The organism is Nonomuraea sp. NPDC000554, assembly GCF_040300065.1.
GTDB lineage: Bacteria > Actinomycetota > Actinomycetes > Streptosporangiales > Streptosporangiaceae > Nonomuraea.
On record NZ_JBEPDC010000009.1, the window covers coordinates 173986 to 196107 of the forward strand.

At 72.6% G+C, this 22122-nt stretch carries 21 protein-coding genes; 8 read left to right on the forward strand and 13 right to left on the reverse strand.

The window, feature by feature from the left end:
• The first annotated feature begins 44 nt into the window (after positions 1-44).
• Positions 45-1223 (forward strand): hypothetical protein, encoded by a 1179-nt coding sequence (locus ABT294_RS19370; RefSeq protein ID WP_350807335.1) that lies wholly within the window; start codon positions 45-47, stop codon positions 1221-1223.
• On the opposite strand, the gene ABT294_RS19375 is transcribed toward ABT294_RS19370, so the two are convergent.
• Positions 1181-2206: a CopD family protein gene (locus ABT294_RS19375; RefSeq protein ID WP_350807336.1), complete on the reverse strand. Its 1026-nt coding sequence runs from the start codon at positions 2204-2206 to the stop codon at positions 1181-1183. The genes ABT294_RS19370 and ABT294_RS19375 overlap by 43 nt on opposite strands.
• The gene (locus ABT294_RS19380; protein WP_350807339.1) at positions 2203-2910 is read right to left on the reverse strand and encodes a copper resistance CopC family protein; all 708 of its coding nucleotides are present in this window, start codon (positions 2908-2910) and stop codon (positions 2203-2205) included. Before ABT294_RS19380 ends, ABT294_RS19375 begins: the two co-directional genes overlap by 4 nt.
• A 50-nt stretch (positions 2911-2960) precedes the next feature.
• On the opposite strand from ABT294_RS19380, the gene ABT294_RS19385 reads away from it, so the two are divergent.
• Positions 2961-3095, forward strand: a complete 135-nt coding sequence (locus ABT294_RS19385) for a hypothetical protein (RefSeq protein WP_350807340.1) — start codon at positions 2961-2963, stop codon at positions 3093-3095.
• On the forward strand, positions 3092-3253 hold the full coding sequence (locus ABT294_RS19390) for a hypothetical protein (protein WP_350807341.1): 162 nt from the start codon (positions 3092-3094) through the stop codon (positions 3251-3253). Before ABT294_RS19385 ends, ABT294_RS19390 begins: the two co-directional genes overlap by 4 nt.
• 22 nt (positions 3254-3275) lie before the next feature.
• On the opposite strand, the gene ABT294_RS19395 is transcribed toward ABT294_RS19390, so the two are convergent.
• The 4 genes from ABT294_RS19395 to ABT294_RS19410 form a co-directional block, all read right to left on the reverse strand.
• Positions 3276-4259, reverse strand: a complete 984-nt coding sequence (locus ABT294_RS19395) for an AurF N-oxygenase family protein (protein ID WP_350807343.1) — start codon at positions 4257-4259, stop codon at positions 3276-3278.
• A 69-nt stretch (positions 4260-4328) separates the two neighbouring features.
• Positions 4329-4928 carry a TetR/AcrR family transcriptional regulator gene (locus ABT294_RS19400; protein WP_350807344.1) on the reverse strand — a complete coding sequence of 200 codons (600 nt, stop codon included), beginning with the start codon at positions 4926-4928 and terminating at the stop codon, positions 4329-4331.
• 11 nt (positions 4929-4939) lie between these two features.
• The gene (locus tag ABT294_RS19405; protein WP_350807345.1) at positions 4940-6289 is read right to left on the reverse strand and encodes a sensor histidine kinase; all 1350 of its coding nucleotides are present in this window, start codon (positions 6287-6289) and stop codon (positions 4940-4942) included.
• A 3-nt stretch (positions 6290-6292) separates the two neighbouring features.
• Entirely contained in the window at positions 6293-7636 is a 1344-nt protein-coding gene (locus ABT294_RS19410; RefSeq protein ID WP_350807346.1) for a sensor histidine kinase, read from the reverse strand.
• A 158-nt stretch (positions 7637-7794) separates the two neighbouring features.
• Here ABT294_RS19410 and ABT294_RS19415 point away from each other — a divergent pair, with 158 nt between their 5' ends.
• Genes ABT294_RS19415 through ABT294_RS19425 form a run of 3 tightly spaced genes read left to right on the forward strand, consistent with a single transcriptional unit; the run spans position 7795 to position 11479 of the window.
• Positions 7795-8958 (forward strand): acyl-CoA dehydrogenase family protein, encoded by a 1164-nt coding sequence (locus tag ABT294_RS19415; RefSeq protein WP_350807348.1) that lies wholly within the window; start codon positions 7795-7797, stop codon positions 8956-8958.
• Positions 8955-9980, forward strand: a complete 1026-nt coding sequence (locus ABT294_RS19420) for an acyl-CoA dehydrogenase family protein (RefSeq protein WP_350807349.1) — start codon at positions 8955-8957, stop codon at positions 9978-9980. The genes ABT294_RS19415 and ABT294_RS19420 overlap by 4 nt, the downstream gene beginning before the upstream one ends.
• Positions 9980-11479 (forward strand): AMP-binding protein, encoded by a 1500-nt coding sequence (locus tag ABT294_RS19425; RefSeq protein ID WP_350807350.1) that lies wholly within the window; start codon positions 9980-9982, stop codon positions 11477-11479. The genes ABT294_RS19420 and ABT294_RS19425 overlap by 1 nt, the downstream gene beginning before the upstream one ends.
• 3 nt (positions 11480-11482) lie before the next feature.
• Here the strand turns inward: ABT294_RS19425 and ABT294_RS19430 are convergent, their stop codons facing one another.
• Positions 11483-12745, reverse strand: a complete 1263-nt coding sequence (locus ABT294_RS19430) for an FAD-binding oxidoreductase (protein WP_350807351.1) — start codon at positions 12743-12745, stop codon at positions 11483-11485.
• A gap of 160 nt (positions 12746-12905) precedes the next feature.
• On the opposite strand from ABT294_RS19430, the gene ABT294_RS19435 reads away from it, so the two are divergent.
• Together ABT294_RS19435 and ABT294_RS19440 are read left to right on the forward strand one after the other, a co-directional pair.
• Complete coding sequence (locus ABT294_RS19435) at positions 12906-13991, forward strand: sensor histidine kinase (protein ID WP_350807353.1); 1086 nt, start codon at positions 12906-12908, stop codon at positions 13989-13991.
• Positions 13988-14647: a response regulator transcription factor gene (locus ABT294_RS19440; protein ID WP_350807354.1), complete on the forward strand. Its 660-nt coding sequence runs from the start codon at positions 13988-13990 to the stop codon at positions 14645-14647. The genes ABT294_RS19435 and ABT294_RS19440 overlap by 4 nt, the downstream gene beginning before the upstream one ends.
• On the opposite strand, the gene ABT294_RS19445 is transcribed toward ABT294_RS19440, so the two are convergent.
• The 6 genes from ABT294_RS19445 to ABT294_RS19470 form a co-directional block, all read right to left on the reverse strand.
• Positions 14631-15617: a helix-turn-helix transcriptional regulator gene (locus ABT294_RS19445; RefSeq protein WP_350807355.1), complete on the reverse strand. Its 987-nt coding sequence runs from the start codon at positions 15615-15617 to the stop codon at positions 14631-14633. The genes ABT294_RS19440 and ABT294_RS19445 overlap by 17 nt on opposite strands.
• Before the next feature lie 16 nt (positions 15618-15633).
• Positions 15634-17514, reverse strand: coding sequence for a zinc-binding dehydrogenase (locus ABT294_RS19450; RefSeq protein WP_350807356.1), 1881 nt, complete (start codon positions 17512-17514; stop codon positions 15634-15636).
• A gap of 102 nt (positions 17515-17616) precedes the next feature.
• Positions 17617-18393, reverse strand: coding sequence for a GNAT family N-acetyltransferase (locus tag ABT294_RS19455; protein ID WP_350807358.1), 777 nt, complete (start codon positions 18391-18393; stop codon positions 17617-17619).
• Positions 18390-19466, reverse strand: a complete 1077-nt coding sequence (locus ABT294_RS19460) for a M20 family metallopeptidase (protein ID WP_350807359.1) — start codon at positions 19464-19466, stop codon at positions 18390-18392. The genes ABT294_RS19455 and ABT294_RS19460 overlap by 4 nt, the downstream gene beginning before the upstream one ends.
• A complete protein-coding gene (locus tag ABT294_RS19465; RefSeq protein WP_350807361.1) occupies positions 19463-20488 on the reverse strand; it encodes a dipeptidase in 1026 nt (341 codons plus the stop codon). The genes ABT294_RS19460 and ABT294_RS19465 overlap by 4 nt, the downstream gene beginning before the upstream one ends.
• Before the next feature lie 75 nt (positions 20489-20563).
• Positions 20564-22111: a flavin-containing monooxygenase gene (locus ABT294_RS19470; protein WP_350807362.1), complete on the reverse strand. Its 1548-nt coding sequence runs from the start codon at positions 22109-22111 to the stop codon at positions 20564-20566.
• Positions 22112-22122 lie beyond the last annotated feature (11 nt).

Consider the following 22122-nt stretch of genomic DNA (forward strand, 5'->3'; position numbering starts at 1 on the left):
GGCATCGCGGGCTGGGGCGCCGGATGACCGTAAGATGTGCTGCCGTGAAGCCTCCAGCAATGTTCAAGAGCGCCGCCGACTGGGCCCTGCCGTACTGGACGCGGGGCCTGCCCGGCCGCGACACTCCGCAGGACCTGTTCAGGGTCCTGTACTACGGATGGCTGGTGGCGTTCGCCCTCAAGGTGCTCGGCTCGGCCTGGGACGTGTCCTGGCACTTCAAGTGGCTCCGCGACGACCTCGCGCCGCCGCACCTGCTCAACTCGGTGGGCACCGCCCTGGCCGTCGCGCTGACCGTCATCCACGGCTACACCGGGTACGGGGTCGACAAGGCCGCGCTGCGGCTCATCCAGTGGGGAACCGGGATCTTCCTCGTCGCGGTGCCGCTCGACCTGATCAACCACCGGGTCAACGGCCTCGACATCACGTCGTGGAGCCCGTCCCACATCATGCTCTACCTTGGAACGTTCTTCATGATCGCCGGAGTGATCCGCGGCTGGTTCACCGGCGCGCCGCCCGGGCGCGAGCGCACGGTCGTGCTCGGCGCGTTCTTCGCGTTCTTCCTGGAGAACGTGCACTTCCCCGAGCAGCACCAGGAGTACGGCATCCTGTCGATCGGCGCCTGGGACAACCACGCCACCTACGCGGAGCCGATCCTGCTGCGCTTCGCCGCCGACCAGATGGGACGCCCGGTCGACCGGGTGATGATGACCGGCTTCGCGCTGCCGGTCCCCGACTTCCTCTATCCCGTGTACGCGGTCGTCGTCGGGGTGGCCGTGCTGGTCGTGGCCCGGCTGATGATCGGCAGGTTCGGCGCGGCCACCCTGGTGGCCGCCTCCTACGTGGGCTTCAGGACCCTGATCTGGCCGCTGCTCACCTACACCGGGTTCCCGCCGTCCGCCGTGCCGTTCTTCCTGGTCGTCGGGGCGATCTTCGTGGATCTGGCGTTCGCCGTCCGGATCCCGGTGGTCCGCGCCGTGCTGGGGTCCGTCGTGGTGACGGCCGTGGTGTACGGGACGCTGACCGTGCAGAGCTCGCTCATGGGGCAGGTGTACGGCCTGCTGAAGGGGCAGTCGGGGCTGCTGGGGGCGCCGCCCCTGGCCACGTCCTCGGCGGTGTGGGCCGGGGTTGGGCTGCTCGCCGCGTGGCTGGCCTCGGAGTGGCTGGTCGGCAGGCGGACGCGTCAGCCGATCGAGGCGCGGGTGATGGCCACGGCCACCCCGTAGGCCAGCCCCATCACCGCCAGCTCGGCCGCCATCCAGCCCGCCACCCGCGTGGCCAGGCCCGCACGGATACCGGGCAGCAGGCGGAAGCGGATGTGCGCGGCCAGCGGTACCAGCAGCGCCACCAGCGCCAGCTTGACCACGACCAGCAGCCCGTAGGGGCTGGTCACGATCGCGCCCGGCAGCTCCACGCCGGGCGTCAGCGCCATCGTGCCCAGCCCCGTGACCAGGCCCGACAGGCCAACGAGCAGCAGGCAGACGGTCGCCATCCGCGAGAAGCGGGGCAGGGCCACGGCCAGCAGCTCCGGGCGCGGCGTGAGGTACACCGCGATCGCCGCCAGGCCGCCCACCCACGCCGCCGCCCCCATCACGTGCGACTCCATCGAGATCATGATGGGGTCATGCCAGACGGAGTTCACCGCGTGGCCGGTGACCGGGATCGGCAGCAGCCCGAACAGGGCCACGATGACACGCAGCTCGGCGGGCACCTTCTCGCCGAACCGCACCGCCATCAGGCCGATCCCGGCCGCCGCCAGCGCGCAGGCGGCGCTGAACAGCAGGCCCTGGCCGGTGCCCACGCTGCCGACGTATCCGGCGATCATCTCCACTGTGGGGACGCCGCCGGGGTTGAGCTCCGCCGTCTGGAAGACGATCGTCAGCAACGCGCAGATCGCCCAGCCCCACGCGGCGGTGACGGCCACCGGACGCGCCCGGCGCATGACCGGCTCCGTCGACTCGGGCCGGTCGAACCCGAGCAGCTTGGGCAGCAGGCTCAGCCCGACGACGGCCACGGCGCACAGGTCGAGCAGCACCCGCACGACGGGCAGCCCCACGGCCACGACCGGCCCCGGCATCGGGATCCCCGGCACGGCCTCCTCGGCGGTGAACGTGCTGGCGGCCACGGCGGCGACGATCGCGCACACCACGAACGGCCCGGCCGCCATCCGCCGCCCGACCAGCTGCGGCGAGGTTGTGGCGACGCTCACGACCGGGCCCCCTCATCCTGCTGCGCCGCGCTCTGGGGGTGCTCGCCTTCCTGCTCCGTGGGGGAGTGGGTGGTGGGTGCCGGGTGCTCGGGGGAGGGGCGGGCGCGCCTCAGCGCGACGGCCGTGCCCGCCGCCAGCACGAGCAGCGCGCCGACGATCCAGACGACGGCCATCCCGGCCCCGCCGTTCGCGGCGGCCTCCGCCGCGTCGGCCGCGCTCGCGTCATGCGCCGGGCCCGCGGTGGCGGCGGGGTCGGCCGAGGTGCCGGGGTTCGCGGTGACGGCAGGGTTGACAGGGGACGCGGTGTCGGCAGGAGACGCGGCGTCTGGTTGGGACGGGCGGGCGTCGGCCGACAGGGTGAAGGTGATCTTGCCGGTCACCGGGTGGCCGTCGGCCGACAGGATGCGGTAGCCCACCACGTACGAGCCGCCCGGACGCAGCGGTTTGACCTTGACCGACACCTTCTCCGCCGCCACCGAGGCCGCGCCGTCGGCCCACGCGGAGCCGTCGGCGCCGGTCACCCCCACCTGCGCGTACCCCTGGCGTACCGTCTGGTCGAACACCAGCGTGACCCGCTCGGGAACCGACGACAGCGTCGCCCCGTCCTTCGGGTCGCTGCCGACCAGCACGTTGTGCGCCAGCGCTGGTTGGGCGATACCGGCTGCGGCGCAGGCCAGCAGCAGGACCGTGAGTAGCCGCCTCACCGATCAAAGCCTTCCATCGAGCGTTTCCAAACCCGTCTATGGTCCCACTCATGACGGACCTGTTCGGCGGGGCGGCCTCCTACTACGCCAAGACCGGCCGGATCACGGGGAAGAGGCGATCGAGCACCTGGCCCGCGCGCTCGGCCCCGGCAGCCGCGTCATGGACCTGGGCTGTGGTCCGGTGACGGTGGCGATCCCGCTGGCGGCGCGGGTGCGCGAGGTCGTCGCGGTGGATCCGGATTCCGGGATGCTCACCGAGGGCAGGCGCCTGTCGGAGGGGGTCGCGAACGTCCGCGACCGCGCGGTGACGGAGGTGCTGGTCGCGAGGCGGCCGCGACTCTGACCGGCGGCGGGAACGGCCGGTGTCAGCGGGCCGGGCGGGGGTCCGACCAGATGCCCATGGCCCGCCAGATCCGCCGGGTCAGCGGGTTGATCAGGCCGATGTCGACGCACAGCTCCCTGGTCCTGGCGACGGAGTCGCGGATCTCCTGCTTGGCGGCCCGGTTGCGCAGGTACACCTCGGCCACGACGCTCGCGGGGATCCGGAAGCGCCTGATCATCGGCCCCGGCGGAGCCAGCATGATCCCGGCCATCACGCCGAGCACGACGGGCGAGGCGACGCCCAGCATGAGCCGCCGGTGGCGGGGCATCCGCGGCACCCGGTTGCGCAGGTAGTGCCGGGCGAAGGAGATGTGCCTGGCCTCCTCCGCGATGTGGATGCGCATGATCGTCTCTTCCAGCGGGTGGTGCTCCCTGTCGTCCTTGAGAACCTTGCGCTGGACGTGGTCGATCGGGTCCTCGCCGCCAAGTACGAAGACGAAGAACAGCTCGGTCGAGATCAGCGGGATCCACGGCGCGACCTGCGCGATCAGCGACAGCGGTCCCGGCATGCCGCGTACCGGGAGCTTCGTGCGGTTGACGAACTCCTGGAACATCATCCCGTGATGTCCCTCTTCGATGGTCTCGTGGTAGACGTACCGGAACTCCGGAGATCCGTTCGGCAGCCGGTAGGCGTAGTTCAGCAGCCCCCGCTTGAGCAGGTTCTCGAACTGCAGCCCGATCTTCATCGCGGTGGCCACTCGCCACAGCCCGATCCGCGCCCGGGTCTCGGGTGGGCGGGACCGGTACCACGGGTGGCCGCCCAGCTTGTCGACGTCCGGTAGCTCCCATCGCGGGTCGGTCTGGTCCACGAGGAACTCGGGGTCGTCCCACGGGATGTCCCGGTACGGCTCCCAGTGCTTGTCGACCGACGCCTTCGACAGCCGTTCGATGACGGACCGGTAGGCGCGGCGGTCCGCGACCGTCTCGTCGCTTTCCCTGGCGGCGGTAGAGCTCGGTGCGGGTGTCATCGCGTGAACTCCTCTCCTCGCCAGCTAATTGTACGAACCATCCAATAAGTCTGGGAAGGGGGAGGCGGCTCAAAGGTCCTCGACGTCCAGGCCCACTTCCGCGGCGGCGGCCGTCCGCACCAGCTGCGCGACGCGGCGGCGCGACAGCAGCCTGCCGTGCACGTTCCACTGGATCGCCAGCCCGTCGCTGAGCGCGAAGATCCGCCAGGACGCGCCGTCGGGGTCGGCGCAGACGAAGTCGCCCGACGCCACGCCGTCCTCGATGATCTCGCGCAGCAGCGTCCTGCCCCGGACGTCCAGCCGCCGCGAGGTCTCCTCCAGGTCGGTGTTGCGCATCGACTCCGCCCAGGCGTCGATCCACAGCCGCCAGCCGTCCGGGCCGGCGGTGGGCGAGCAGCGCTTGAGCAGCAGCTTCAGCCGCTCCCTCGGTGAACGCTCGGACCTCTCTATCTGGTTCAGCGCGTTGAGATGGAGCCTGGCCGCGTACGAGAAGGCCTGCTCGAACAGCCGGTCCTTGGTCTCGAAGTGGTAGAAGAGCAGGGCCTGGCTCACCCCCGCGGCCCTGGCGATGTCGAGGGTCCTGGTGTGCCCGAACCCTCGCTCCGCGATCACCTCGCACGCCGTCTTCAGTAAGTCCTCGCGTCTTAATCGGCTGAAACCTGGAGTCACAGCGGGCAACTCTAACTACTGCGCAGAGGGATTTGGAGGACAAACCGGGCGCCGATGTCGGAGTCCTCGATGGTGAGGTTGCCGCCGTGGGCGCGGGCGATGTCGCGGGCGATGGGCAGGCCGAGGCCGGTGCCGCCCGCGTCGACGTTGCGGGAGGCGTCCAGGCGGGTGAACCGCGCGAAGACGGTCTCGCGCTGGTCGGGGGCGATGCCGCCGCCGTCGTCCACGACCTCCAGGACGGCCCGGACGCCCACGGCGCCCACGGACACCTTGATCCTGGACGCGGCGTGCCGTTCCGCGTTGTCGAGCAGGTTCGTCAGCAGGCGCGCGAGCTGGAGCCTGTCGCCGGTCACCATCACCTTCCCGCCCATGCGCAGCTCCACCAGCTTGGTGTGCGAGCGCCGGGACAGCTCCTCCTCCACGAGCGCGGCCAGGTCCACCGCCTCCCTCGCCGACGGCACGCCGGCGTCCAGCTTGGCCAGCGTCAGCAGGTCGGTGACGATCGCCTGGAGCCGGTCGAGGCTGGACAGGAGCGCCCGTCCGGTGTACTCCCAGTCGGCGTCCTCCGGGTGCAGCAGGGCCTCCTCGACCTGGGCCCGCATCGCGGTGATCGGGCTGCGCAGGTCGTGCGAGGCGTCGGATGCGAACCTGCGTTGCTGCTCGACCGCCGTCTCCAGGCGGTCCAGGGTCTGGTTGACGGTCCTGGCGAGTCGGTCCAGCTCGTCCTCGTGCGGGGACGGCGGCACGCGGCGGCCCAGGTCCGTGGCGGTGATCTCGGCCAGCTCGGTCTTGATGGCCGCCACCGGCGCCAGCGCCTTCGTCACGGTGCGCGAGGCCACGGCGGCGGTGATCGAGGAGAGCGCCACCACGCCGAGCAGCATGCCGCCCACGTAGAACGGGCCGATGTACCAGGGGATGGCGCTGACGTAGGCGTAGACCATCCAGGACGACGTCCCGACCGGAATCCGGTCGCCGACGGTGACCAGGCAGCGCTCGCCCGGCACATGGTCGGTGCAGAAAGTGCTGTCGACGCGCAGCCCGTCGTCGGCGGGCCGGATCCTGGTGAGCGGCGGCTTGCTCGCGAGCCGGATGCTGCTCTGGCGGACCATGCCGTGCTCGTCGACCACCTGGATGAGATCGACGTTCTCGGTGGAGACCAGGGGCCGGAGGTTGTCGGGGGAGCTTCGCTCGATGGTGATCGAGACGCGGTGCGCGGCCGCGGCCGCCTCCTGGATCGCGTGCTCGGTGAGCAGCGCGTGCACGAGCGGTGTGACCAGGAGCGCGGTGAGGAGGTAGCCGCCCAGCGTGTACATCAGGGCCGCCATCGTGAGCCTGCGCCGCACCGACCACCGGGTGAACACGGCTCACCCCTCCTTGACCGGCAGGCGCAGCACGAACCTGGCGCCGGTGTCGGAGTCCTCGAGGGCGAGCGTGCCGCCGTGGGCCTGGGCGATGTCGCGGGCGATGGGCAGGCCGAGGCCGGTGCCGCCCGCGTCGACGTTGCGGGAGGCGTCCAGGCGGGCGAACCGCTGGAAGACGTACTCGCGCTGGTCGGGGGCGATGCCGCCGCCGTCGTCCAGGACTTCCAGGACGGCCTGGCCGTCGTGCCGCCTGAGGGCCACGATGATGGTGGAGTCGGCGTGCCGCTCGGCGTTGTCGAGCAGGTTCGTCAGCAGCCTGGCCAGGCGCAGCCGGTCGCCGCGGACGACCACCCCCGGCTGCAGCGTCCTGACGACCTGCTTCGAGCGCGGCCTGGACGCCTCTTCGGTGACCAGCTCCGACAGGTCGACGTCCTCGCACACGCCGGGCTCGCCCGCGTCGAGCCTGGCGAGCGTCAGCAGGTCGGCGACGATGGCCTGGAGCCGGTCGAGGCTGGCCAGGAGCGCCTGTCCGGTGTGCTCCCAGTCGGCGTCCTCCGGGTGCAGCATGGCCTCCTCGACCTGGGCGCGCATCGCGGTGATCGGGCTGCGCAGGTCGTGCGAGGCGTCCGACGCGAACCTGCGATGGTCCTCGACCACGGCCTCCAGCCGGTCGAGCGTCAGGTTCACCGACCGCGCCAGCGCGCGGATCTCGTCGACGTTGCGAGGGGCGGGCACGCGATGACGGAGGTCGGCGGTGGCGGTGATCTCGGCCAGCTCGTCCTTGATGCGGTCGACCGGGGCCAGCGCCCCCGCCACCACGCGCGAGGTGCCGAACCAGGCGAGCGCCACGAGCCCGGCCGACGCGCCCGCCACGGACGCGAGGACGCCGGGAGTGACGTACCAGGGCACCGTGTCGACGAAGGCGTAGATGAGGTACTCGCCTTCCTTCTCGTAGACCCGGAAGACGACCGTGATCTCGCACCGCCCGGGGAACGCGGGCAGGCCGCACATGATCTGGGTGCTGTTGACCTCGTCGGGGTCCGGCACGAAGGTGGTCAGGCGCGGATGTCCGACGAGGTTCGCGCTGGACGCCGTGACACGCCCGGCGGTGTCGGCCACCTGGATGCCGTCGAGGTCGGTGGGGACCACCGCGGGCAGAGTGCCGCGCTTGACCTGGTGAACCACGCGCAGGGCCACACCCAGTACCTCGTTCTTGCGGTATTCGAGGGCCGTGTTGTGCAGGCCGTACAGCAGGAGCGAGCTGGCCAGCAGGCAGAACAGCGCCATGGTGACGCTCGCGAGCAATGTCAGCCGCGCGCGCACGGACCTCCCGAACCGTGTGACCACGCCTCCCCCCTGGTAGCCAGGTGATCACACTAAGTGGCTTCATCTCTAATTAACGGAGATTCAGCGATAAATCGGGACAAAAGGTCGCCAGAACGATGCTCTATGCCAGTCGCGTGGAGCTGGTTAGAGTAAGTGAGCACTGATGCGAAGGGGACGACGTGAACCTTGACGAGTATCGGCGTGCCGCCAGGGACTGGCTGCTCGAAAATGCCCCGAAGGGCGATTCCCTAGATATCACTCAGGCCAGGGATTTCATGGCCAGACTCTACGACGCCGGCTACTCCGGCATCACGTGGCCGGAGCAGTGGGGCGGTCAGGGCCTGACCCAGGCGGAGGAGCGCGCGTTCGCCGCCGAGGCCCGCGACTTCGCGCTGCCCACCTACGTCTTCTCGATCGGCCTGGGCATGACCGGTCCCACGCTGGTCGACAAGGGCAGCGACGAGCAGCGCGAGCGCTTCGTCCGGCCGCTGCTGCGCGGCGAGGAGATCTGGTGCCAGCTCTTCTCCGAGCCGGGCGCGGGCAGCGACGTGGCCAGCCTGCAGACCAGGGCCGAGCGTGACGGAGCCGGCGGCGGCTGGATCGTCAACGGCCAGAAGGTCTGGACGTCGGTCGCCCAGCACGCCGACTGGGGCCTGCTGCTCGCCCGCACCGACGTGGACGTCCCCAAGCACCGGGGCCTGACCATGTTCGTGGTGGACATGCGCCACCCGGGCGTGACGGTCAGGCCGCTCAAGGACATGACCGGCCGGGCCCACTTCAACGAGATCTTCTTCGACGACGTGCCCATCCCCGACGAGCACCGCGTCGGCGACGTCAACGACGGCTGGAGCGTCGCCGTCACGACCCTCCTGCACGAGCGCCTGTCGATCTCCTCCGGGGTCGGCATGAGCGGCCAGAAGGACGACCCGACCTCCCTGGAAGCGCTGCGCCAGACGGCCGACACCACCGACCCGCTGGTCAGGGACGAGCTGGTCGAGCTGCACATCCGCTCGCGCGCGCTGGCCCTGTTCAACCAGCGCCTCGCCCAGGAGACGAGGGCGGGCCTCTTCCCCGGCGCCCGGGGCAGCGCCGCCAAGCTGCTGCTCGCCGAGCTGACCCTGTTCCGGGCCGACCTCGCCACCAGGCTGGCCGGCCCGGCCTCCGTCGTCGGCGACAGCCCGCTCGCGCACGCGATCTCCCTGGCCCCCGCGATGGCGCTGGGCGGCGGCACCAACGAGATCATGCGCAACATCATCGGCGACCGCGTGCTGAACCTGCCGCCCGAGCCAAGGGTGGACAAGACCGTGCCGTTCAAGGACCTGAAGGTGGGGACGCAGGGGTGAAGCTGGTACTCAGCCAGGAGCAGCGGCAGCTGCGCGAGGCCGTCCGCGCGTTTCTGAGCACGGCCTCGCCGTCGGCCGAGGTCCGCCGCGCGATCGAGTCACCCGACGGCTACGACCGCGACGTCTACGCGCGGCTCAACGGCGAGCTGGGCCTGTCCGGCCTGATCGTGCCCGAGCAGTACGGCGGGGCGGGCGCGGGCTTCGCCGAGCTGGCCGTCGTCCTGGAGGAGACCGGCGCCGCCCTGCTGCCCGGCCCGTTCCTCGCCGGCGTGTTCGCCGTGATCACACTCACCCAGGCGCCCGACGAGAAACTGCTCCCCGCCCTGGCCGAGGGCCGCCTGACCGCCACGCTCGTCGAGGGCGTCAGCCGCGACGGCGAGGTGCTCAACGGCACCGCCGGGCAGGTGCTCAACGGCCTCGACGCCGACGTGCTCCTCGTCGACACCGGTGACGCGCTGGTCGCCGTGGACGCCGAGGCCGCCACCCGGGAGCCGCGCATCACGCTCGACCTCACCCGGCGGCAGGCCAGGGTGGTCCTCGACGCGGCCCGCGGCCGGGTGCTCAGCACCGACACCGCGGCGCTGGCCAGGGCGCGTGATCTCAGGGCCGTCGCGCTGGCCGCCGAGCAGCTCGGCGTGCTGCGGGCCGCCCTCGACTCCGTCGTCGGCTACGCCAAGATCCGCGTGGCCTTCGGCCGGTTCATCGGCTCCTACCAGGGGGTCAAGCACCGGCTCGCCGACATGCACTGCAAGCTCGAACAGGCCGAGTCGATCGTCAGGTTCGCCGCCTGGGCGGCCGACGAGTCACCGGCTGACCTGCCCGAGGCCGCCGCGCTGGCCCAGGCGTACGTCGGGCGGGCCTGCTTCGAGGTCGCCCGCGACCATCTGCTGCTGCACGGCGGCATCGGTTTCACCTGGGAGCACGACGCGCATCTCTACTACAAGCGGGCCAAGGCCGACGAGGTGCTGCTCGGCCCGCCGCGCGCGCACCGCGCCCGCCTGGCCGACCTGCTGGAGCTGTGATGGACCCCGCGACCGATATCGCCGACCTCCCTGGCTTCTACGCGATCGCCCAGGCCGACCCCGGCCGCCGCGCGGTCGTCGGCCCCGACGGCGCGGTCGTCAGCTACGGCGAGCTGCTCGCCACGGTCAACCAGGTCTCGCACGGGCTGCGGGCGCGCGGCCTGCGCCGTGGCGACGTCGTGGCGGGCGTGCTGCGCAACGGGCTCGACGCGGTCGTCATGCTGATGGCCACCGGCCAGATCGGCCTGTACTACGTGCCGATCAACTGGCATCTCACCGACTCCGAGATCGCCTACATCCTGGACGACTGCGACGCCAGGATCGTGGTCGCGGGCCCGGAACAGGCCGTGCCGGGCGCCGAGACCGGCATCGGCGGGCTCGCCGAGGGCCGGCCGACCAGCCCGCCGGGCGAGCGGTCCGCCGGAGCCGTCATGTGGTACACCTCCGGAACCACCGGCTTCCCCAAGGGGGTGCAACGCCCGCTCTCCGACGCCGAGCCGGAGGCGCTCATGCCTCTGTACACGTGGTTCCTCGGCGAGGTCGTCGACCTCAGGCCGGGCGACGGCGTGCACCTGGTGACCTCGCCCATGTACCACTCGGCGCCGTGCGCGCACACCCAGTTCGCGCTGCACCTGGGCCACACCGTGGTGATCGCGCCCCGGTTCGAGCCGGTCACCGTCCTGGAGCTGATCGAGCGGTACCAGGTGACCAACGCGATGATGGTGCCGACCATGTTCCACCGGATGCTGCAACTGCCCGCCGAGGTCAAGGCCGGGTACGACGTGTCGAGCCTGCGCCAGGTCATCCACACCGGCGCCGCCTGCCCCGTCGCGGTCAAGCAGGGGATCATGGACTGGTGGGGGCCCGTCCTGTACGAGTACTACGGCTCCACCGAGTCGACGATCGCGTTCGCGGTCAAGCCGCACGACTGGCTGGCCAGGCCGGGCACCGTGGGCAGGCCCGCGCCGTCGTTCGAGGTCCGGATCCTCGACGACGACGGCGAGGAACTGCCCCCGGGGGAGCCCGGCATGATCTACATCAGGTCGGGCCTGGGCACCTTCGAGTACCGCAAGGACCCGGCGAAGACGGCGGCCAGCATGCGCGGCGACTGGTACGCCCCCGGCGACATCGGCTACCTCGACAAGGACGGCTTCCTGTTCCTCTGCGACCGCCGCACGGACCTGATCGTCTCCGGCGGGGTGAACATCTACCCCGCCGAGATCGAGGCCGCCCTGCTGGAGCATCCGGCGGTCGCGGACGCGGCCGTCATCGGGGTGCCCGACCCGGAGTGGGGCCACAACGTGGTCGCCCTGGTGCAACCGGCCGAAGGTGTCACGCCGGGCCCCGAGCTCACGTCCGAGCTGCTCGAACACTGCGGGCCGCGGATCGCCAGGTTCAAGTGGCCGAAGGTGGTCGAGTACCGCGACCAGCTGCCCCGCACCCCCACGGGCAAGCTGTCACGCGCCAAGGTCAGGCAGGAGTACCTCGACGCGCTGTGAAGATCAGCCCGGCAGGATGGCGTGGCCGGGACGCAGCACGCGGTCGGGATCCCAGGCCTTCTTCACCTGCGCCAGCCGGGCGTGGTCCCCGGCCGTGTACGCGGAGGCGGTCCTGGACGGGTCGGTCAGGAAGTTCAGGAACGTGCCCCCGGTGGCGTGCCCCTTGAGGTCCACCCGCTCGCCCATGGTGAGGACGGAGAACGGCACGTCCCGGTGGCCGGCGGGGCCCGCGTCGGCGCCGGGCCTGGCCATCGCGCCGCCCCAGTGCCGCACCTCGACCGCCCGCGCCCCCGAGCCGAGCAGCGCGCCGACCAGGTCGTCGGGCAGGTCCTCGACCAGGTCGAAGTGCTGGCTGACCGCCATCGGCGGGCTCGGCGGCCCGGCGATGGCGGTGCCCGCCTCCGCGAAGGAGAGCTCGGCCATGCCGCCGCCGACCGGCTCGCCCGCCGCGTCCAGCAGCGGCGCGAGCAGCCGCCGCGCCTCCTCGGCGGAGGCCAGGCAGACGGCCCTGACGCCGAGCGCCCGGCCGCCGTCCGGCAGCCGCATGACCAGCACGGCCGTGTTCGACTCGTCCGACTCGTCCGGCGCCCACGCGCGGTAGGCGGCCAGCGTGTCGGCCGCCCGCTCGACGGGGTGCAGGGTCATGCCCGCGAAGACCCGTTCGACCGGGTAAAGGCGGAAGGTCAGGGCCGTCACCACGGCGAAGTTGCCGCCGCCGCCGCGCAGCGCCCAGAACAGGTCCGGGTGCTCGTCCGGGCCGATGGTCAGCGGCTCGCCGTCCGCGGTGACGACGTCCGCCCGCACCACGCTGTCGGCGGCCAGGCCGTACGCGCGCGACAGCCAGCCCGCGCCCCCGCCCAGCGTGTACCCCGTGACGCCCACCCACGGCGTGCCCGACAGCGGCGCCAGCCCGTACGGCGCGGCGGCGGCGATCACGTCCGACCACAGCGCCCCCGGCCCCGCGGTCGCCGTCCGCCAGGACGGGTCCACCGTCACCCGCGCCATCCCCGAGGTGCGCAGCATCAGCCCGCCCGCCGCGGACGACACCGTGCCGTGCCCCGTGGACTGCACCGACACCGGCAGCCCCAGCGCGCGGGCCACCTGCACGGCCGCTCGCACGTCCTCCGGCCCCGTCGCCTCGGCGACCACGTCAGGGCGGGGGTCGAACGCCCGGTTCCACGGCAGCCGCTCCAGCTCGTACCTCTCCTCGCCGGGCAGGTGGATCCGCCCCTGGAAACCGGCGGCCCGCAACGCTCGATACGTCATCTCGGCTCCTTTCGCTCGCCCCGATGCTGGCCCGGCGACCAGGGTGCCGTCGTCGTGCGCGAGGATGCAGCCGGACGCAGTACGGCGGCCAGGCGCTACTGCGCCGGGAGTAGCACCGCGGAACGACGTTTTCTGTCCGGTTTCGCCGTAAGGTGCGGACATGGCGAGACCTCATATGCCCGACGTGGTGCTGGTGCTGGGCGTGGCGGCCGTGATGGCGGGCAACGCCGCGCTCACCGGCACGGGGCCGCTCGGTTATCTGCTGCTCGGGGCCTCCGCCCTCGTCCTGTACGCGCAGCGGCGGGCGCCCAGGACGGTCCTGGTGATCACCACGGCCTGCGCGCTCGGCTACGTGCTGCTGGACGGGCCGGAGCTGGTCGCCGGGCTGCCCGCGCTGATCACGATCTTCAGCGTGGTCAAGAGCGGCCACAACCCCCTCGCGCTGATCGCCACGGCGGTGCTCGAAGCGGGCATGGTCGGCGCCGGTCTGCTCCATGGGCTGCCGCTCGTGCCCGCCGTCAAGGGCGCGCTCGCCGTCGCCGGCTGGTTCGTCGCCTCGGCCGTGATGGGCGTGGTCTTCCAGCAGATCGAGCAGCGCGCCGTCGAGGCCGAGCGGACCCGCGAGGAGGCGGCGCTGCGCCGCGCGGGGGAGGAGCGGCTGCGCATCGCCAGGGAGCTGCACGACTCGCTCACCCACAGCATCTCGATCATCAAGGTCCAGGCGGGCGTGGCCGTCCACCTCGCGCGCAAGCGCGGCGAGGAGCCGCCGCCCGCGCTGCTCGCCATCCAGGAGGCGGGCAGCGAGGCCATGCGGGAGCTGCGGGCCACGCTGGAGGTGCTGCGCGACGACGCCGACCCGCCGACCGGCATCCTCGACCGGCTGCCCGACCTGGTGGACCGGGCGTGCGCCGCCGGCCAGCCGACCACGCTCAAGATCGACGGACGGCCCAGGACGCTGCCGGGCGAGGTGGAGCAGGCGGCCTACCGCATCGTCCAGGAGGCACTGACGAACGTCACCCGCCACGCGGGCCCCGCCTCCGCCACCGTGCTCGTCGGCTACGCCGCCCACGGCCTGGTCGTCCAGGTCGACGACGACGGGCGGGGCGGCGTCTCGGCGGACCCGCCGGGCGTCGGGCTCACCGGCATGCGGGAGCGGGTCGCCGCGCTCGGCGGCGAGCTGGTGACCGGGCCGAGACCGGAGGGCGGTTTCTCCGTCCGCGCCGACCTGCCGGTGCGTGTCTCGTGATCAGGGTGCTGCTCGCCGACGACCAGGCGCTGATCAGGGCCGGGTTCAAGGCGCTCATCGAGGCGGAGGAGAGCATCGAGGTGGTCGGCGAGGCGGGCGATGGGCGGCAGGCCGTCGCGCTCGCCGTCGAGCACCTGCCCGACGTGGTGCTGCTCGACATCCAGATGCCCGTCATGGACGGCATCGAGGCCACCAGGCGGATCGCCGCCGACCCGCGCCTGTCGGACGTGCACGTGGTGATCCTCACCAACTACGGCCTGGACGAGTACGTCTTCGACGCGCTGCAGGCCGGGGCCGCCGGGTTCCTGCTCAAGGACACCGACCCCGCCGACCTGCTGCACGGGATCAGGGTGGCGGCCCGCGGCGACGCCCTTCTCTCGCCCGACATCACCCGCAAGCTGATCGGCGAGTTCGTCTCCCGGCCGCCGCTCACCCTGCCGCCCGGCGAGCTCGGCCTGCTCACCGAGCGCGAGCGCGAGGCCGTGGCGCTGGTCGGGCGCGGGCTGTCCAACGACGAGATCGCCGCCCACATGGTGGTCAGCCCGTTCACCGCCAAGACCCATGTGAGCAGGGCGATGACCAAGCTGGGCGCTCGTGACCGGGCCCAGCTGGTGGTGCTCGCCTACGAGTCGGGCCTGGTCACGCCGGGCCGCTGACGGCCGTCCGCCCTTCGGGTGGGCCGGCCGCCCGGCGGTAGCGCTCGGACAGCCGCAGCACGTGCTCGGCCAGCTCGGGCGGGTCGAGCACCTCGAAGTCGACGCCGGTGAAGCCGATCCAGACGGCGATCCCCGCCAGGTCGTCGCCGCCCAGCCTCAGCAGGCAGGTGGCGTCGTCGACCGGCTCGACCTCGAGCCCCAGCGGCAGGCTGCGCATCCGCTCGGCGGGGGCGTGCAGCAGCACCTTCGCGTGGTAGCGCCACATCGCGGTGCTGACGCCCTTCTCCACGAACGCGGCCACGTCCCCGCCGTCGGGCAGGTCGCGCGGGGGGAAGCGCGGCCCGGTCGGCGTGCGCGGCCGCACCCTGTCGGCCCGGAACGTCCGCCAGTCCTGCCGCTCGACGTCGTAGCCGAGCAGGTACCAGCGCCCGCGCCGGTGGACCAGCCGGTACGGCTCCACGTTCCTGACGGTCTCCGAGCCGTCGTGGCCGGTGTAGTCGAAGCGGAGCCGCTCGTGGTCGCGGGCCGCGTTCGCGATCACCGTCAGGACCTCGGGCGGCACCGAAGGGGCCCTGCCGGGGATCTGGACCGTGTACGTGTTCAGCGCGTTGACCCGGCGGCGCAGCCGGGACGGCAGCACCTGCTCCAGCTTGGCCAGCGCCCGCACCGAGGTCTCCTCGATACCCTCCACGCCGCCGCCCGCCGCCCTGCCGAGCCCGACCGCCACCGCGACGGCCTCCTCGTCGTCGAGCAGCAGCGGAGGCAGTGCCGCGCCCGCCCCCAGCCGGTAGCCGCCCGCCACGCCGGGAGTGGCGTGCACCGGGTAGCCGAGGCTGCGCAGCCGCTCCACGTCGTTGCGGATCGTCCTGGTCGACACCCCGAGCCGCGCCGACAGCTCGGGGCCCGACCATTCCTTGTGCGCTTGCAGCAGCGACAGCAGCTTCAGCAGGCGGGCCGAGGTTTCCAGCATGGGCCCAGTCTGCCCGCTATCGCGGAAGGGACGGTTCCGTGATGAGCACGATCTTGCCCAGAAGGTGGCCGTCCTCGCTGAGCCGGTGCGCGTCGGCCGTCCGCTCCAGCGGGAACTCCCGCGCGATCGGCATCCGCACGGCTCCGCGCGCCACGAGAGGCAGCACGTCGGCGAAGATCTCGCCGATCGCCTGCCCGTCGGAGCCGGTCGAGAAGCGCACCCCGTGCTCGGCCGCCCCCGCGAAGTCGGCGATGGTGATCACCTTGCCGGGGTCGCCGGTCAGGTGGACCGACAGCTCCAGCACGTCCCTGCCCGAGGCGTCGAGCACCAGGTCGATCGGCCGGGGGAGCCGCTCCTCCAGCCCTTCGCCGTAGGTAACGGGGTGTACGCCGAGCCCGCGCAGGAACGCGTGGTGCCGCTCGCTGGCCGTCCCCACCACCCGGGCGCCCCTGGCGATCGCCAGCTGCGCGGCCACCAGCCCGACACCGCCGGCCACCGCGTGGATCAGCAGCGTCTGGCCGGGCCGCAGGACGAGCTGCCGCAGCACCCGATGCGCGGTCTCGACCGCCACCGGCAGTGCGGCGGCCAGCGCGTACGGCAGCCCGTCGGGCTTGCGCAGCAGCTCACGCGGGTCGGCCAGGACGTGGTCCGCGGCGGCCCCGGCCGGGACGCGGCCGAACACCGGCTGCCCCGTCCGCCAGCCCTCGACCCCCGGCCCGAGCGCGTCGATCGTGCCCGCGACCTCCATCCCGGTGCCGGTCGGTTCCGTCACCGCGCCGCCGACGAACCCGCGGCGGATCTTCCAGTCGATCGGGTTGACGCCCGCCGCGCGGACCGCGACCCGCACCTGGCCGGGGCCCGGTTCGGGGATCGCGACCTCGTCCACGGAGAGCACGTCGGACCCGCCGTGCCGGGTGTACCGCACGGCCCTGGACGTCACCAGCAGCACCGCCTTGCCGACCAGCTCCCGGCTCTCCAGCGCGGCGTGCGCCTCCCGTGCCCGTTCCAGCGGCACGGCCAGCCCGACGAGCGTGGCGAGCCTGCCTGCCGCAGCCTCGGCCAGCGTCCGTTCCGCCAGGTCCCTGAACTCGTCCGGGGCGAACTGGACCTGCTCCATGCCGACCAGCCGCACCCCGCGCCGCTCCGCCTCCCCGGGGTCGACCGCGGCGGTCGATCCGCTGGGCACGCCGTAGGCGAAGAACGTCCCGCCACGGGCGACGAGCCGGAACGCCGCCGTCCCGACCTGCCCGCCGACACCGTCGAACACCACGTCGTACCCGCCGGGCCAGGCCGGCCCGGAACCGATCCCGGCCAGCTCCCCGTAGTCGACGGTCTCCGCCGCGCCGAACCGGACGGCGGCCGCCCGCTTGGACGTGCCGTGCGCCGCGGCCGTGACGTGCGCGCCCGCGGCGTTCGCCAGCGCGACCAGCGGCAGCCCGAGCGCGCCGCCCGCGCCCAGGACCAGCACGCGGGCGCCCGGCTTCAGCTCGGCGGCGTCCGTCAGGCTGAGCGCGGCCGGGCCCACCTGGACCAGCGCGGCGGCCTGCCGCAGGCTCAACCGGTCAGGGACGGCGACCACGGTGGCGGCGTCGGCCACCGCCCGCTCGGCGTACCCGCCGCCCGGCACCAGGGCGGCCACCCGCCGCCCCACCCAGGACGCGTCCACGCCCTCGCCCACGGACAGCACGTGCCCCGCCACGCCAGTGCCCGGCACGAACGGCGGCCGGGACGGGAACCACTCCTGCCCCCAGCCCGCCCGCAACTGCGCGTCGAGCGACATGACGTCCACGACCGCCACACCGACCACCAGCTGCCCCGGGCCCGCGACCGGGTCGGGCGCCGACCCGGCCTGGAGCACCTCGGGACCGCCGAACCTCGTCACCTCGACAACCTTCATACTTCGAGCGTGCAACCTCAAGTTCGGTTGAGGTCAACCCCTCTCTTCGGGCTCGTTCTGGTGAAGGATGAGCCCGGTGGTGCCGGAGCGCTGGGGGAGGGGTCAGGCTCTGGTCACGCGGTACTCGCCCTGGTCGGTGAAGTCGGTGACGCGCGCGCCCTCGCGCATCAGGCCGCCCAGCACCTCCCGTACCGCCTGCCGCCACGCCTTGGCCGCGCCCGGGTCCCGCCGCCGGAGCGTCTCGACGTCGCCCGGCGTGCCGACCAGCACCGTCCTGCCGTCCCAGCGTCCGACCACCGGCTGGTCGCCCTCGGCGCGCACGCCCACCTGGTACGGCGGGCCGCCGCCCTCCTCCGGCGGCTCGGTGAGCCGCCAGACGGTGAGCAGCCGGTCGGACTCGTCGCCCTCGTTGATCGCGTCGGACATCACCCCGTAGAAGTTCTCCAGGTACTCCTCGGGCCTGGCGCCCAGCTTGACCAGGTTGAACCGGGCGTTCCTGCGTACCAGCGGGTCGAAGGTCCAGGTGATCCGCGTCAGGTCCCGCTCCAGGCACCAGGCCCGCTGGTGCAGCTTGAGCGCGTACCCGATGCCGCGGCCGATCGCCGCGCCGGTCACGTGGGAGTGCAGCGCGCCCCCCGCCGCCAGGAAGCCGACGGACGCGCCGACGAGCCTGCCCCCCTCGTACGCCCCCGCGACGTAGCCGCCCGCGTGCGCGAACCCGATCATCAGCTCGACCGATATCGGCACGTTGCGCGGGTCGGGGTGCCAGATGTCGTCGAAAAGCCGGTAGACGTCCTCGAACTCGGCGATCTCGCGCAGCTCGCGGACCTCCACCCCGGCCTTCGCCGCCGCGCTCGCGGCGGCGTCGCTGCCCGTCATGCCGTGTTCCTCCCGCGGACCGACTCGACCAGCGCGCGCAGCAGCGCGGTGCGCCCCGGCATCTCGGCGACGACGACGTGCTCGTCGTCGGCGTGCGCGCCGCCGCCCACCGCGCCCAGCCCGTCGAGCGTCGGGCAGCCCGCCCCCGCCGCGAAGTTCCCGTCGGACGCGCCCCCCACGGACGCGGACGTCAGCGGCTCCAGGCCGAGCCCCGCCGCCAGCTCCTGCGCCAGCGTGTACAGCTCGGCCGACATCCCGGCCTCCAGCGGCGGCCGGTTCGGCCCGCCCAGCACCTCCAGCCGCACGCCGGGCAGCACCGGACGCAGCGCGTGGAGCTCCGCGTCGACCCGCCGCTGCTCCGCCGTCGTCGCCGCCCGCACGTCCACCCCGAGCGTGGCCTCGGCGGGGACGGTGTTCAGCGTCGTGCCGCCCGCCAGGACCGTCGGGGTGACCGTGGTGTCGCCGGCGCCCATGGCCGCTATGGCCAGGAGGTGGTGCGCCAGCTCCACGCCCGCGTTCACACCCTTCTCCGGCTCCAGGCCCGCGTGCGCCGCCCTGCCGTGCACGCGCAGGGTGTAGAGGGACGTCCCCTTGCGCACCGTCTTGAGCGCGCCGCCGTCGGCGCTGGCCTCCATCACGAACGCCGCCGCCAGCCCGCGCGCCGCGTCCTGCACCATCCCGGACGAGGTCGGCGAGCCGCGCTCCTCGTCACCCGTGACCAGCACGCTGACGCCGTCGAGCGAGCTCAGCCCGGCCAGCGCGTGGAACGTCTGCACCAGCCCGGCCTTCATGTCGAACACGCCGGGGCCGCGGGCCACCCCGTCGGACAGCGACCACGGATGCGTGCGCAGCGTGCCCATCGGCCAGACGGTGTCGTGGTGGCCGAGCAGCAGCACGCGAGGCGTGCCGAACGTCCAGCGCAGGTGCGTGACCCCCTCGGTGACGAGGAACTCCGGCCGCGCGCCCAGGTACCGGGTGCCCATCGCGGCGACCACCTCGGCGCTGCGGGCGACGGCCTCCAGGTCGCGCGAGTACGACTCGCAGAGCACCAGCTCCTCAAGGTCCTCGATCACGCCAGCCGCTCCCCCAGGAACCGGTGCACGTTACCGCCGATGATCTTCATGACGTCCTTCTCGGGGAGGCCGCGGGCGAGCAGGCCCTCGGTGACCATGGGCAGCCCGGACGGCCCCTCCAGCCCAGGGATCGCGGCCATCGGATCGACGCCCAGGCTGTTCACGCCCTCGCAGCAGGGCGGCGTGAGCTCCGCTATCACCTCGCGGACGAAGTCGGGGCCGAGCCCGACGTGGTCGATGCCGGCCACGTCCGCGACGTGCTCGATGTGGTCGAGCAGGTCGTCCAGCGAGACGTCGGCGCGGTCGGTGAGGAACGGCGCGAAGAAGTTCACGCACACCACGCCGCCCGTCGCCGCCACCGCGCGAAGCTGGTCGTCGGTGAGGTTGCGATGGTGGTCGCGCAGCGCGCGGGCCGCGGAGTGGGTGGCCATGACCGGCTCGGACGCCAGCTCCAGGACGTGCGCCACGCCGGACGCGCCCAGGTGGGAGAGGTCGAAGACGATGCCGAGCCGCTCCATCTCGGCCAGGGCGGCGACGCCGTGCGAGGTCAGGCCGCTGCCGGTGGTGTCCTCGCCGCTGCCGTCGGCCAGCGGGGTGCGGCCCCAGTGCGCGATCGACGCGATCCGCACGCCCAGCCGGTGCACGGTCGAGATCAGCTCCACGCTCGCGTCGAGCCCCGGCATGCTCTCCAGCGCGAGGACCAGCGCGATCCGGCCCTCGTCCAGGGCCTGGTCGATGTCGGCGGCGTCGAGGCAGATCCGGACGTCGTCGGGGTTCCCCTCGGCCAGGACGTGCGCGCACTCGATCATGCGCAGCGTCTGCCTGAGCGCGCCCTCCGGGCGGTACTGGTCGTCGATGAAGACCGGGAGCACCTGGAGGTTCACCCCTCCGGTGAGGAGCTGAGGCAGCCACCGTTCGCGGAAGAAGGCGGCCCACTGCTCCGGCGGCCGGGCGGAGACCGCCATCAGCAGGTCATTGTGGGTGTCGGCCACGACAGCACGCTGGTGGAGGGGAATCGTCATGACTCGGACGCTACTCCGCGTCCCTGGCCCGTTCCAATGGCGGCCAGCACAAGCTTTGCCGGGAAATTCAGTCCTTCACACACGGCGGTAGGCCGGGCGGGGCGGCCTCGCGGTCAGCCTCCTGTACAGGGTGGTCGGGCCCGGCCAGTTGTTGGTGACGCGGCCCGCCGCCGTCTTGTACCAGCTCTGGCAGCCGTCACCCCACACCATGCGGGACATCGCCGCGTCCAGCTGCCTGCGCCACGCCGCCATCGCCTCCGGACGCACTTCCAGCGGGCCCCTCGCCAGGTGCGGCAGGCACGCCATGACGTGCCTGACCTGGCACTCGAGCATGAAGACGATCGAGTTGTGCCCCAAGTTCGTGTTGGGGCCGTAGAGCAGGAAGAGGTTCGGGAAGTTCGGCACCGAGATGCCCAGGTACGCCTCGGCCCCGCCCGACCACTGCTCCTCCAGGGAGCGGCCGTCGCGGCCCTCGACCTCGATCGGGGAGAGGAACTCGGTGCTCCGGAAGCCGGTGGCGTAGATGATCGTGTCCACCTCGTGCAGGCCCTCGGCGGTCCGCACGCCCTTCGGGGTGATCTCGGCGATCCCGTCCGTGACCACCTCGACGTTCTGCCTGGTCAGCGCGGGGTAGAAGGCGCTGTCGATGACCACCCGCTTGCAGCCCGGCGGGTAGTCGGGGGTGAGCCTGGCGCGCAGCTCGGGGTCGGGGACCTGGGCGTCCAGATGGGCCAGGGCGCGCTTCCTGAGCAGGCCGGCGCTCCAGCCCTGGGCGAGCGCGGGGTAGAGGGCGCCTTCGGCGTAGCGGTAGATCCACTCGCGGTAGGCGCGCTGGAGGCCGGGGACGAAGCGGAAGGCCAACCTGGCCAGGAGGCCGAAGGCGGCGTCCGGCTTGGGGATGACCCAGTTCGGGGTGCGCTGGAAGACGGTCAGGTGACCGGCCTGTTCCGCGACCTTGGGGATGAACTGGGCGGCGGACGAGCCGTTGCCGATCACGGCCACGCGCCTGCCGGTGAGGTCGTGGTCGTGGTTCCAGCGGGCGGAGTGGAAGGAGACGCCGGCGAAGTCCGCCATTCCCGGGATGTCGGGCAGGCGGGGGCGGTTGAGCTGGCCCACGCTCATCACGACCACGTCGAAAATCTCGACCCTGCCGGCCGCGCGGCCTCCCGCGCCGCTCGCCGTCCCGCCGGTTGGTCCGCCCGTGCGGCCGCTCGCGGGGCTGTCCGCGGTTCCGTCCGGTGTGCTGCCCGCCTCTCCCTTCGCCTGGTCGCCGGCCGTGGTGACGTGCCAGCGGGAGCCGTCGAAGGTGGCGCGGGTGACCTCGGTACCGAACCTGATTTTCCGCCTGACGTCGTATTTATCGGCGCAATGCTCCAGATAGCCGAGGATTTCGGGTTGGCCGGGGTAGCGGCGCGTCCAGCTCGCGTACTTCTCGAAGGAGTACGAGTAGAGATGCGAGGGGATGTCGCACCCCGCGCCCGGGTAGCTGTTGTCGCGCCAGGTGCCGCCGAGGTCGCCGGCCCTCTCGAAGACCGTGTACGAGTGGATCCCGGCCCGTTCGAGCTGGATCGCCATGCACAGCCCGCCGAACCCCGCTCCGATGATCGCGACCCTAGGCGCCATGCCGTCCCTCC